Source organism: Anditalea andensis (genome assembly GCF_000714815.1).
In the GTDB taxonomy this organism is placed as follows: Bacteria; Bacteroidota; Bacteroidia; order Cytophagales; family Cyclobacteriaceae; genus Anditalea; species Anditalea andensis.
On the sequence record NZ_JMIH01000011.1, the window covers coordinates 168,316 to 181,766 of the forward strand.

The 13,451-nt window shown below is 40.0% G+C and carries 11 protein-coding genes and 1 tRNA gene; 3 read left to right on the forward strand and 9 right to left on the reverse strand.

All coding sequences use genetic code 11. The annotated features are described in order from the left end of the window. Positions 1 to 317 precede the first annotated feature (317 nt). The gene (locus tag EL17_RS02815; protein WP_164674923.1) at positions 318 to 1,892 is read left to right on the forward strand and encodes an FAD-dependent monooxygenase; all 1,575 of its coding nucleotides are present in this window, start codon (positions 318 to 320) and stop codon (positions 1,890 to 1,892) included. Here the strand turns inward: EL17_RS02815 and EL17_RS02820 are convergent. The 6 genes from EL17_RS02820 to EL17_RS02845 all read right to left on the reverse strand — a co-directional run bounded on the left by EL17_RS02820 (position 1,889) and on the right by EL17_RS02845 (position 9,225). Continuing rightward, positions 1,889 to 2,911: a PorP/SprF family type IX secretion system membrane protein gene (locus EL17_RS02820; protein ID WP_035069789.1), complete on the reverse strand. Its 1,023-nt coding sequence runs from the start codon at positions 2,909 to 2,911 to the stop codon at positions 1,889 to 1,891. The genes EL17_RS02815 and EL17_RS02820 overlap by 4 nt on opposite strands. Before the next feature lie 7 nt (positions 2,912 to 2,918). Beyond that, a complete protein-coding gene (locus EL17_RS02825) occupies positions 2,919 to 4,025 on the reverse strand; it encodes a T9SS C-terminal target domain-containing protein (protein ID WP_035069791.1) in 1,107 nt (368 codons plus the stop codon). A gap of 12 nt (positions 4,026 to 4,037) precedes the next feature. Beyond that, positions 4,038 to 4,859, reverse strand: coding sequence for a hypothetical protein (locus tag EL17_RS02830; RefSeq protein ID WP_035069793.1), 822 nt, complete (start codon positions 4,857 to 4,859; stop codon positions 4,038 to 4,040). Positions 4,860 to 4,903: 44 nt separating this feature from the next. Next, the gene (locus EL17_RS02835; RefSeq protein ID WP_205623524.1) at positions 4,904 to 6,373 is read right to left on the reverse strand and encodes a SprB repeat-containing protein; all 1,470 of its coding nucleotides are present in this window, start codon (positions 6,371 to 6,373) and stop codon (positions 4,904 to 4,906) included. Between the two features lie 658 nt (positions 6,374 to 7,031). Continuing rightward, complete coding sequence (locus tag EL17_RS02840) at positions 7,032 to 8,336, reverse strand: L-type lectin family protein (RefSeq protein WP_164674924.1); 1,305 nt, start codon at positions 8,334 to 8,336, stop codon at positions 7,032 to 7,034. Positions 8,337 to 8,838: 502 nt separating this feature from the next. Further along, entirely contained in the window at positions 8,839 to 9,225 is a 387-nt protein-coding gene (locus EL17_RS02845; RefSeq protein WP_035069797.1) for a GreA/GreB family elongation factor, read from the reverse strand. 319 nt (positions 9,226 to 9,544) lie between these two features. Here EL17_RS02845 and EL17_RS02850 point away from each other — a divergent pair, with 319 nt between their 5' ends. Continuing rightward, positions 9,545 to 10,531 carry an isoaspartyl peptidase/L-asparaginase family protein gene (locus EL17_RS02850; RefSeq protein WP_035069799.1) on the forward strand — a complete coding sequence of 329 codons (987 nt, stop codon included), beginning with the start codon at positions 9,545 to 9,547 and terminating at the stop codon, positions 10,529 to 10,531. Between the two features lies 1 nt (position 10,532). Further along, positions 10,533 to 11,279, forward strand: a complete 747-nt coding sequence (locus EL17_RS02855) for a copper homeostasis protein CutC (RefSeq protein WP_035069800.1) — start codon at positions 10,533 to 10,535, stop codon at positions 11,277 to 11,279. Positions 11,280 to 11,341: 62 nt separating this feature from the next. Here the strand turns inward: EL17_RS02855 and EL17_RS02860 are convergent. The 3 genes from EL17_RS02860 to EL17_RS22490 form a co-directional block, all read right to left on the reverse strand. Then, positions 11,342 to 11,415: transfer RNA gene (locus tag EL17_RS02860), tRNA-Pro, on the reverse strand. 457 nt (positions 11,416 to 11,872) lie between these two features. Beyond that, positions 11,873 to 12,226, reverse strand: coding sequence for a YtxH domain-containing protein (locus EL17_RS02865; RefSeq protein ID WP_084166098.1), 354 nt, complete (start codon positions 12,224 to 12,226; stop codon positions 11,873 to 11,875). A gap of 766 nt (positions 12,227 to 12,992) precedes the next feature. Further along, positions 12,993 to 13,451, reverse strand: a 459-nt coding sequence (locus EL17_RS22490; RefSeq protein ID WP_084166099.1) for a hypothetical protein, incomplete at its 5' end; no start/stop codon positions are given.

Genomic DNA, 13,451 nt, shown 5'->3' on the forward strand with positions numbered 1-13,451 from the left:
CTTAAAAATTTATAAATTGGGTAGACCGACCTCTGTATTCAAAATTTAAATTCACCACATTACACCTATCATATTGCCAAGGCGACTGCTTATGTTCTCTTTCACCCACTCTTCTGCCTTTCCATATCATTCTCCTTAACGTAACAGCTTATGATGACAAATAAAAGAAGGCCTGGATTACAGCGTCAAGGTACCCTCGATCACTGGCTAACATCATTTTCCAGACAGAGCTTATACCCTATCTGACATCCATTTCTACATGGGATAAGATATGCTAACACTCCTACCAAGATGACTTTATAGGTAATATGGAACATATGACACAGGTACTCATAGTAGGTGCAGGACCCACAGGACTGACTTTGGCCAATCTGCTGGCGAAGTTGAAGGTGGATTTTATGATCATTGATAAAAAAAGCTCCCCTACAAAGGAGTCAAAGGCATTTGGAATACATGCAAGATCCCTTGAAATATTCCAGCGCATGGGCATAGCAGAAGAGGCTCTGGCAGCTGGAAACACGGATATCACAGTCCATGTCTTTCGGAAAAATAAAGCTGTGGCAAAATTTTCCCTTCAGAATATTCTAAATGATGAAACCCCTTTTCCACATTTACTGATCCTTCCTCAATCTATGACTGAGCAGCTTTTAGCTGAAGCACTTGAAGACCAAAATCAAAACATCCTATGGGAGCATGAACTGCTATTTTTTACCAGAGAAGAAACCGGATATACCACTCAGTTCAAAACAGCTTCAGGAAACGTGACTACCCTTCATACCACCTTTATCGTCGGATGTGATGGAGCAGATAGCATGGTGAGAAAAAAAGGAAATTTTGATTTCATTGGAAAATCTTTCAAACCTTATTTCTCATTGGCAGATGCCACGATAAAAACGCCCTTGAACCATGGTAATGTCTACCTTTTACTTTCTCCTATGCACCTATCACTATTATTCTCCTATAAAAAAATGGATAGCTTCAGGCTATTTAATTTTGTAAACAGCACCTTTGTTCCCAACCAGAAAGAGGGACTCTATAAAGAGGATGTCCAAAGCATATTAAACTCAAATCCATATATCAAAGCTGCATTGCAACAACTGGGATGGTCTTCCAAATTTAAAATCCATTCGCGGTTGGCTGATAAATTCCAAAAGGACAATATTTTTTTAGCTGGAGATGCAGCACATGTCCATAGTCCCGTGGGGGCACAAGGAATGAATACGGGAATACAGGATGCTTATAATCTGGCGTGGAAGTTATCCCTTGTACTTTCTCAAAAAGCGAAAAAGGAGCTTTTGAATACCTATCATGAAGAACGGTATCCCATAGCCAGAAGACTTTACTACAGTACTGATATCTTCTTTCAGTGGCTTACCAAAAAAAACAAGATGATGGACTTCTTCCGTATGAATATATTTCCATATGTTTTCAGGATTTTATCTATCCGACTGATCAGAAAAAAAGTATTTAGGATGGCGTCGCAAATTTCAGTCAATTACCGCGGAAGCAGCCTGAGCATGGCTACCTTTCACCCATTCTTTTTACTGAAAGCTGGAGATAGGGCAAGATGGGCCCATATCTATTATAGAGGAAAAACAATTGGGATATTTGAATTATTTGATGAAAGGTATTTTACGTTAATCATCACTAGCCCGGATGACAAGCTACTGCAAGTAAAACTATTACTTCATAATTTACAAAAACTTCCTACTCTGCCGGTAAAGGTTCATTATCTCCAGGCAAAGCCAAATAGAGAATTATATAAAAAATATGGCATCATAAATTCAGCCATGATATTGGTACGTCCTGATGGACATATATCATTCAGCCATCATGCATTGGATATAAAAAAATTAGAAGCATACCTAATGGGTATGCTTCTAATCCATTAAAATTTAAAACAGGGCAATACCGTGCTTTTGCGGTTTCTGTCTTTGGCATTTCCGTATAGAAAGGAATACCTGAGGGACACTTCATGGGCACCACCAGAATCTCGGAGTCCCAAACGGGAGGTGTTAAAATCAAAACTATATCCTATATCAAATCCGGTGTCAAAGGTAAAACCAAATGAGGCTATAATGGCTTCATTGTTTGGAAGACTGTATTTGACCGGCAACCCCCTGTACCATACCCCTAAAGTAATGGGTTCCAGAACCAGCTGGGAACCTACTTCAAGCTGGTTAAAGGGCTGCTGTTGCCTGAAGTTGAAAGCAAACAGAAGCGCTCTCTGCTGGCGGCTGTAGTTCAAATAATTATTCACCCCACCTTCAGGCAGGTTGATCCTTATCCCGCCATGGGCAGAAAGCTTCATGGGCAATATACTGATTTGATCATCCAGAAAGGACATATTGGGCTGATTGAGGTGGAAGCCTGCCAGTCCAAGCCACACATGGTCATTATTGAACAGCATGCCAAAACTGAAATCTGCGAACTGACGCCTGCTGTCCACGGCCAGCTGCCCCTCATAGCGGTCAGTTATGATCCCCCTGCTTATATCCATCTGCGTACCAAGTACCACATCTCCGAAATAAGCATCTCTGGAAACATAACTCGCCTGCCCCCCAAATCTGAGGAAATTATTAAACCCCAACTGTAACCTATAGGAATAGACCAGCCCTACTTCCATCGTGCTCAAGGAAGACCTGCTTTCCTGTGACCCGTTAAACTGTAGGCCAATCCCGCTATTGATATCAAACATATAGTGGTCGATGTAAGCGGAATATGAATTAAAGGTATGATCCAGTCCGGGCCATTGGTTACGGTAATTCAGCCCTACCCTGGTCAGTTCAGCCGAACCTGCAAAAGCCGGGTTCAGGTACATAGGTGCAGCATAAAACTGCGAATACTGCACATCCTGGCCTAAAGCCCGGAAACTGCCTAAAATGAAAATGATCATCCACCACTTTTTCATACCCTTCTTATCTTATAAGCGTAAACACACCCGTTCTTTTGACTTGTTTGCCATCTACTGTGTTAAATGTTCCTTTGTACACATAATTCCCGTTAGGGGCCAGTTTGCCATTCAGCGTACCATCCCAGCCGGGATCCTCCATACTGTTCATCTCATAGATAAGATCTCCCCAGGTATTAAAAATCAGCATTTCATAGGAAGATACCCCTCTCATTTTTGGGAAGAACGTCTTATTTTCCATATCAAGGGGCGTAAATCCTGATGGGATCATGATGAGATAATTCTCGTTTATGTCGATCTGTAAGTCCATTGAAGAGGTGCAGCCATATTGATTGGTTACAGTCAGACTGATCAGATACTGCCCTATATCATCAAACCTAAAGCGTGGGTTCATCTGGTCACTGGTCACCCCATTTCCAAAATCCCAGTGGTACACCAGATTTTCACCCAATGAATGGTTTTCGAAAACCACTTCATCATTTGCCAGTACTTCCCCTTTCTGACCTAGCCCATTGATCTGGTAATCAAATAGGGCCTGCACCGGATCATCGGAAATCTCCACTATGATCTTTTGTTTGTTTGAACCGCAGTTCATGCCTATATAATTGGCCTGAACCTGAAATGCACCACCTTCATACACATCAGGTACCTCTTCCAGCTTATATGTTCTACCTGATGGAACTTCTACCGTATACTCAAAGGTAATCGGATCGTACCCTTCTATGGCTGCAGTAAAATCAATACTTCCTCCCTCACAAAGCACAGCTGGCTGCAGCACCCGGAGGATGGGCGGTGGCATGACGTTTACGATCACAGCATCGGACACTTCTGAGGAACAGTTAAATTCATTTACCGACATCACTTCATATACACCGGTTTCGGAGATGGCGATGGTGGGTCCGGCATCGGAAATCGGCCGGCCATCCTTCAGCCACTGGTAAGCGGTGGCATTTCTGCCTGAAGCACTGAGTTCTATAGATTCCCCTTGACACAGGCGTATGGTCTGATTCTGGTCAGCCCGGGCAAACGCCTGAGAAAAAGACATACCCCCTCCGATAAGGACAGCAAGTGCCAGTCCTTTTACCGAAAGGGGATATGTAAGGGAATTATACAATTAGATCAATGATTAGGGAGCTGTCTGTCTAGAATGTCCCCCTGTTACATTAATAACCGGTTTCTCTGGAGCAGGAGTAACTGTAATCACTGCCATTGTTTCTGAAACTTCACATCCGCCATCATTTACTACATAAGAGATTCGTACACTATAAGTATGTGTTCCTACTTCAGTATGATCATCATTTGTGGCTGAACCTATTATATACGTTTCTTCAGTAGCTTGATCTAAATCTACGCTGGGGCCACCATCAAAAGATTTAGACCATACATAATTCAAAGCATACGTATCAGGAAATGGAGTCTGATCTACTTCTGCGTTCAAAATAATCGCACCTAATCCCAAACTATTTGTCGTCCCATCCGCAACTATAGGAGTGGCATCAGTTGTACAATAAGTCTCCTCAACATCTTGTGGTTCTAAAGGAATTGTAGGTAGTACATATACGGCAATATCTGTCATCTCATAACAACCAGTTTGACCTTCTACAGAATAACCATATACTCGATATATCTGATATCCTGTCCTTGTGGAAACATAATTTAAGTTCCTTCCAAGATCCCCATCCCCGGCTTGAATAGATTCATTAGGTTCAGTTCCATCAGCGTTTAATAAAAACCATTCAAAACTCATAAAAGGAGCTCCAATATTCTGCGATTCATCGACTGTTAATTCTATTTCTGTAGTTTCACAAAATGTCATCTGAACCAATAAATCAGGATCTGAATAAACTTCATCAAAATGGGCATAAGTAGCTATGGGAGTAGTTTGAGCCATCATATGGCCTACAAAGGCCAGAAATAAAATGGGAATTAAGTAAATTTGCTTTTTCATAATTAAGTTGATTATAGGTTTTTCTTTTTTTTTATTATGTATATTTAATTCCTTCCGTAGCCTCCGCCGATGACCACCATCGGAGGAGCAGGTTTGGGGTTGACCGTAATCCGCACCGGGGTCAGTTCGCCATCTTTGGCTTCACAGACCTCCTCACCCCTGACCTCAACATAGTACTCATAAGGATCTTCCGACAGGCTTAGCCCATAGATCTGCAGACGGCCATCCGGGTCCAGTTTATATATTACCCGTTCGTCATTGTCCTCATAGTCCAGACCATAATTATCTATGACTGGATCCTGCTTGTTTGGGTCTCTGTACCAGCGGTATTCCACTGTACCTAGCTCATCAGCCACAGTGGGCAGCAGCTCAGCAGTATCACCCTCACAGATCACCGGAGTGTCTATGTCCAGTACGGTCACCGGAGTGCCTTGGTAAGTAAGGTTAAATTCCCTGAAAATGACACAGTTGACTAATGTCCTATGCCTGATGATCAGATGATAATTACCTTCATCCAAATTCGCAATACCATTCCCATCACTGGGTATGATATCTCCATCCAGCGCATTGTCCCTTCTCCAGATCACATCATACGTCTGCAGGTCAATATTGGTATTCCTTATCAGGATGTTGCCATCAGGTTGGTTGCAGGTGGGATGTAATTGCACTATATCGATCGCCAACCCATTTGCTGTTCCGATCGTGACTTCCTTTTCTATCAGGCAGCCCTCTGCATCTGTCACTTTTACGGTATGGGTAGAACCCGGTGATAATCCTACAGCCGTTTGGGTGGTTTGGCCATTACTCCATAAATAGCTGTAATTTCCCCAGCCTCCCGTTGCATTGACCGTAGCGGTATTGCCTTGGCAGGCATCATATACAGTAGAAATAGCAGCATTCAAAGGTCCTGGAGGGCCTTCTATGACTATGGGGAATTCTAAATAGCAATCACCCGCATTTCCTCCCTGCCTTACTTGAAAAATATAGGTACCAGCAGGGAAATCTGTGGTCTTTGTCACTTCATTATTGATGTATTCAGATACACCGTTACCCAAACCAACCGTTCTCTCCGGAAAAAAAATGCCATTTAATGGCTTGTATCTAACTCTGATGTTATTACCCCCGGTTAGCATGCGGGGTACGGTAAACCTAATTCTGCCAAACTCGTCTCCGAAACAGCGGATATTCTGCACATCCGGAATCACTATGATATTTCTTGAATCAGCAATCGTAAAACTGCGTTCTACAGGATTGGATTGACTGTTGGAATCATTACCATCATACACCAACAGCTTATAGGTTCCAAAAGCCAGTTCATTTATGGTAAAGCTCCCACTGGGCAAACTCGCCCAAGGCCTTATTATTTCCCCGGTATCTTTAACCACTGAATAGAAGGCCGGAGGATTTACACTTGTTATACTGATCTGGGCACTGCCATTGTTTTGGCAGGTTTCTGGTGTGACTGTGATTTGGATAGTGGGGTTAAATATTGACAGGGTATTAGATATAGCCATGCCAGGGTGAATGAAAAATCCACCTATCAAAAAAATCATATAAAAGATAAAAATAACCCTCTTCACTTGCTTCAATTTTTTAAATCTTTATGACCTTTACATAGTTTTACAAACTATTTTTTGTAGGTAATAGGCTTATTTTGGTATTTTACTATTTAGTATAATATTTTAAGTATTTGGTATATACCTAAATGAAATTAAATTATAAATAATATAACAGAAATAAAATAACTTTATAAGTTAAAAACAAAATTTTATTAAATTATATTTTCAAATTATCTTTAATTGGAAAGGTTTTGAATACCAAAAATCATGATGGAACTAGCTTTAAAATTATTTACCAAAAAAGTGTAAAAAAAACCATACAATTCATTCCAGTATAATTTTAATCATAAAAAATTTGATCTAAACACGAACAAAAGGACACTATAAAATTTTAAATAGAAAGGTGTAAAAAAATGGAAGCAACCGGCTGAGTACAGCGTATCCAGATGTTTAGAACCTTCACATACCCTGTAGATCAACATAACATACTATACAGTCCCTGTATTCTATAAGAGAGGCCTATCCTATCATTGGCTTTAATATTTCACAGATATATTATCTGTTTTTTCTATTTTACTGCCATGGTTAAATGTATAAGGGCGTACTTTCTATTTTAAGGCCTGGGGAAGCCGCCATTGACCTGGATGATAGCAGGGTTGGGCATGGCACTAATGTTAATAATTATTTCTTTGGGCACTGATGTTTTGCCAAAGTTGTCCGTGACGGTATAAAAAATTTTAACCTCATTGCCCACAGTATTGAGATTGGGCGTAAAGCGGATGAGGCCACCTTCTGGATCAGCTTCAAAATTCCCATAAGGAGTAGAAAGTTGTTGTCTGGAAGAATCACACTGTTCCGTAGTGCAGATATCAAAATCATCAGTAGGAAAATCTGCTATGGTATTAGCGAGCTGGAGACAGCGTATAAAATTATTATCAGGATCATTCAGTAAGATAACATCTTCTGTTGCTTTAATTTCAAACCTTCTTTCTACTCCTTCACAGGCTTGTACGGATTTATCATTGGCTATAGGATCACGGAGGTTCTGGTCATCAGAGACCTGTACGATCACATTCCTGATTTCATGAAAATTAGTAGAACCACCTGTAGAAGCCGCAAAACCGACTTTTAGGTTTTGGGGAGCGGTATATGGGTAGGGTTCGTTTTTGAAAATTTCGATTATCCTGTTTGTACCATCATTAATTTCTATAGAAAGATTGATCAAATAGCCTACACCATTTGGGTTGGGTTGAAGGTCAAAATTAGCTTTCCTGTACCCACGTTGATCAGGTGAGGCAATTCTTTGGGTGCCGGCCCCACCGGAGGATAAAGAAAACTGTTGATTACTTGGCAACCCAAAAGTTCCCCCCTCGTTTGTTTTTACTCCCTTTATAAATTTATAACTGTCTGACTGCGGCCCCCTGATCACTACGCTGTTTGGATGCCGGGTATTGTTATTAGTAAACCCATCAGTTTTTCCTTCAATGGTATTGCCATAATTCCCATAGACATCCAATCCAATCCCTATATATCCTGCAGAAAGTCCAGGGGTGTTATTGTTAGGTGCATAGCCTAAAGATCCTCCATATCCACCGGGACTGAAATTTTGAATTGCTGCATCAAACAGGAAAAAAGTAAGACCATCTGCCCCATTCCCGCCGTACATAAAAAATTCAAACGAAGTCTTGATACCGTATTGGGATGAAAAAGGAATATCTACGTAAGCATACCCATTTTGATTGCCAGTGGCAGGGGTCAGCCTCAAAACCCCCTGCCCTACTGGATCCTCCACACCTGAAGTGAGCCTTGATGCCCCGCCATAGACTGTATTGGCACGCGTAGTACTTTGAGTAAAGGGTTCGCAATAGGGAAAACCGCTTTGGGCCATGCAATTGGCCCCTATTACCATCAACATCATACTTAGAAAAAAATATTTATTAAGCAGTTTTATCACAATGTTGGATAGAATTTCAGATTTAGAATTATGCTATTGACCTTACAGAAAAAGCACATCAATAATAGATATATCAATATTTGACGTTTAACAACATAAATAATCTCCTTATCAATTAATAGATTGTTCTGAAATAAAGTAAAGTTTTATAAATAAACAAAACTAACTACGCTCCTATCTTCAAAAACCTCATTAAAAAGCGGAATTCTACCTGTTTATAGATTGTATTTAATAGGCCACACCTTGTCCCATACCGAAGGTCAGAATGGAAACTCGAATGTTTGTAATCATCCCCATAGTGTGGTTTTACTCATACCCGATTTCTTCTGATGTTATTAACGGGAAAAAACATGCCTATACCAAAAGCGATTGAACGCTGTTTTCTAATATTGAACCACGTTTAATAAATTACCGCTTTTCCATGTACTTTCAAATGCGGTGAATAGAAGAAAAAAAAAGAAGTTATCTATACCAGATCAGCCACAGGGTTATCTACGGAGGTGATTTTAAGCTTACGCGGTCCTGCTGGCATGTGCCAGTCCACAATTAGATTTTTCTTAAAACCCATAAGGGCAATCGCTAAAGGTGCCAATACCGAGATTTTCATTTCCTTCACGTTGGCCATCTCGGGCAGCACAATTTGAAATTTCATTACATTGCCTTTGGTAATATCTTCGACGATGATATGAGAAGTTAATTTGACCACATCAATGGGCAGTTTGGCATCTTCTACTACTTTAGCTTTCCGCAGTTCATCAGAAAAATGTCTTTGCTCTTTGGTAGTTTCGGAAAAAGGAATGATCTTAATGATATCATTGATATGATTAAAATCTGATTTGGAAAGGATTCTCATAAATAGATGGGTTATATTCACAGCAAAAAAGACATCTGCATGCCATTTGTCGATAGAAACTATATATTAAAAGAACAAACGGATTAATTCACCCAAGTGTGGATTAATTCATAGTAAATGATAAATAGCTTGCTGTGTTTTCTTTTATTAAATGCTAACAGGAGTGATTGATCTTAAATATACCTTTAATAAACCAGAAAAACTGCTTTTTGCTAAAATAATTTAGTTAATATATACATCATATGTAATAACCAGATAGAGAAAAATATCTGATGATAGACTTAAAATAATCAGCTTAATTTAGACACTATAAAATAACATGTTTGGAAGAAGAAAATTTATAAAAACATCATTACTGACCACATCCCTGATAGTGCCTGGGCGCCTGGTAACCGCAGGAATGAACCGCGTAGCCCGGACGGCAAAAAGTGTAAAGCATAAACCACTCATCCTTTCCACATGGGATCATGGCATGCCGGCAAATGATAGAGCATGGGAAGTACTGCAGTCCACCGGAAATATAGTCGATGCGGTAGAAGAAGGAGTAAAAATTACAGAGGCAGACATGTCCAATTTGTCCGTGGGACTCCAGGGATTGCCCGATAGAGAAGGGATTGTCACCCTGGATGCTTCCATTATGAAAGGTGATGGCTCCTGTGGATCTGTGGCTTTTGTCCGCCAGATCAAGCATCCTATAGCTCTGGCCAGAAAAGTAATGGATGAAACACCGCATGTATTTATGGCCGGTGAGGGCGCCAGAAAATACGCCATTTCTCTGGGCATGCCGGTAGAAGAGGAAGTGCTAAGTCCTGCAGCTGAAAAGGATTTTAATAAATGGAAGGAAACGTCCCAATATAAACCGATCATCAATATAGAAAACCACGATACCATAGGAATGATCGGCATGGATAGCAACGGTCATCTCGCAGGTGCCTGCACCACCAGTGGCCTTGCTTATAAAATGCATGGCCGCGTGGGGGACAGTCCTATCATAGGGGCAGGATTATATGTGGATGATGAAGTAGGCGCCGCTACTGCTACAGGTTTGGGAGAAAGTATTATAAGGATATGTGGTAGTTTTTTGATAGTTGAACTGATGCGCCAGGGCCGATCACCTCAGGAAGCTTGCGAAGAAGCGGTCAGGCGACTGATCGCTAAAAACAGTGGTATCAAAGATATACAGGCCGGCTTCCTTGCCATAAACAAAGAAGGTGAATATGGTGCATATGCCGTGCATCCCGGGTTCAATTTTGCGAAACATTATAAAAACGGTAAAGAAATGGTCAATTCGGGAAGTAAATTTTAAGATGGGAAAAATCAAATTAGAAGCACCGGTATATTCAATAGAATCAGCTTTAAAGGCTGCATCTTGTGGGATAGACAGACTAGAACTGTGTTCAAATTTTGCCGAAGGCGGCGAAACGCCCAGTGCAGGGACTTTAAAATTTTTAAAAAAACACCTAAACATCCCCATATATGTCATGATCAGACCACGTGGGGGAAACTTTGTTCATACTACAGCTGAAATAGAGGCGATGAAAGAAGATATTAGCATTTTATCGGAAATGGGAGCTGATGGTTTTGTATTTGGCATTCTAACAGCTGAAGGAAAGCTGGATGTAAAAAGTAATAGTGAACTAATCAAAACGGCCGGAGGAAAACCATGCACCCTTCACCGGGCCTTCGATTCTACCAGAAATTTAAATGAAGCCCTGATAGATGCGATTCATTGTGGCTTCAAAAGAATACTCAGCTCAGGAGGAATGGATAACGTAAGTGAAGGTCTGAATCAGCTGTTATCCCTATTAGCCGAAGCAAGAGAGGACATCATCATCATGCCAGGCGGTGGATTGGACCCTTCCCACATTCCATACCTGAACCGAGAAGGACTATTGAAGGAAGTTCATGCTAGCTGTAAAGGTTGGAGACCTGTAAAGGCAGTATATAAGAAACCGCAGTTGTCTCTTACTAAAAGTGACTCCTTTTTAACGATAGACCGAGATACCGTATCTTCATTTCAATCAGTCCTGGCCCAGTTCCATGACCCAAAGTAGTTACCTTTTGATAATTTAACTATATAAAACGACAAAGTCTTATACCTATGTATAAGACTTTGTCGGAGTGACTGGATTCGAACCAGCGACCCCTTGCACCCCATGCAAGTACGCTACCAGGCTGCGCTACACCCCGAATATTCTTTATCCCATAGGATAACAGATGGCAATTTTACTCAAAAAAACACAAAATTAAAAATAACTTTTATTTTCTTTCTTACCCATTAACATCCTTTAAATATAGGCGCAGTCTGGAAGATATCTAAACCCTTATGAATCAACTGGTAAAATACAACTATAGAGTAAACCATTCACTTTTAATCTTTTCAATATACATATGCTCCCTTTATTAGCGGTATGATATCATTCCTATATACAGAATCAAGATTAGCAGGCATTGGTTATGATCTGGCCATCGGGTCATCCTTTCTAAAGAAAAAAATCAATAATAAGAAGAGGTATTTCTAATGACCATTGGCTTTCAATAAAATGAAAAAATAAAGTCCAACATAAGCTGGACCGTATTGTACAAAAAACTAAAATGATTGAATATGAACTACTTCAGCAGATTACAATATTCAATCATTTTTTGATTAAGAATTCTTGTTGATAGCCGATTTGGCATCTTTAGAAAATTGATCACTTTTAGATTTAGCTTCAGAAGCAAGGTTTTCACTTACATCTTTGCCTTTTTCTGCCAAATCCTGGCCAGCTTCTTTACCTTTTTCTGCTAGGTCTTTTATCTCTTTATTGATTTTGTCAACCTGAGTATTAACACCCTCCATGAAATGACCAAATTTCTCATTTAGGTCATCAAGATAATCTTCACCTTTTTTGGACAGTTTTTTTCTGGTGTCCTTACCTTTTTCAGGAGCATACAGAATACCAATCTGAATTCCTATTGCCATTCCAGTTAATACTCCTACTAATAATTTTCCTGAGCTCATAATGTTAGAGTTAGAGTTTTAAATGATAAAAGAATTAATACCAAACATTTCATTCAAAAATCCTACGGGAGAATTTAAAATTTTTTAAATGTTTAATAGCATTATTACAATTACTATACCAACAGAGGATTACAATTTAAATCATTCAAAATAAAAATGATAGTGGCCTAAAATCTTACGTATAAACCAACATGCAGCCTCTTGAAATTGTGATAAGAAGAGCTTTAAATTTCTATTGAGCCCTTAATTACATCAGTTTTATACCTTTTCACAAAAAGCCTTAATTTATTTTGTACTAAGAACTTAAGGGAATTAAATCACTTTCATATGGCTCGAGAAGTATTCTTTTTTTTAGGAAAAACCGCCCTTACTTAAATATGGGATCTATTGCTTAAAATGCCAGCATAGAACTTTTAAGATCACGCTCCATCCGCCATATCTAAAATACTAGTATGATGTGAGTATTGTTTTAAATTTGAAATGCTAATCCAGTTTTTTGAATTTATATCATACGGCTATGTAATGCTTCATATCATGATCATATTTGATTAAAAAAGCACAAAAAAAAATGCCAATTTAATTGGCATTTTTTATAATGAAAGAATAATTTGTAATAATTAGATTATATAGGGATAAGATTTATCCCTGTTTTCTTAAGAAAACTCATACCCATCAGCTCCCAATATTTAAATATATAAGGAGATTTATAGCTGTATTCTAATATTACATGTTTATTCAATAAGAAATACTCATATTTAAAAGAAAATTATCTACCAGTGGTACCACCACCTGTAGTTCCGCCACCTGTAGTTCCACCAGTAGTAGTCCCGGTTGTTCCGCCAGTAGTAGTTCCGGTTGTACCAGTAGTTCCGCCAGTAGTAGTTCCGGTTGTACCACCTGTAGTAGTTCCACCAGTTGTACCGCCTGTGGTCCCAGTGGTTCCACCAGTTGTACCTGCAGTCGTTCCTCCTGTAGTCCCAGTGGTACCGCCAGTCGTTCCACCTGTAGTACCAGTGGTGCCACCTGTAGTTCCGGCAGTCGTTCCACCTGTAGTACCAGTGGTGCCACCTGTAGTTCCGGCAGTCGTTCCACCTGTGGTACCAGTGGTGCCACCCGTAGTCCCGGTAGTCGTTCCACCTGTAGTACCAGTGGTGCCACCCGTAGTTCCGGCAGTTGTTCCACCTGTAGTACCAGTAGTGCCACTCGTAGTTCCGGCAGTTGTCCC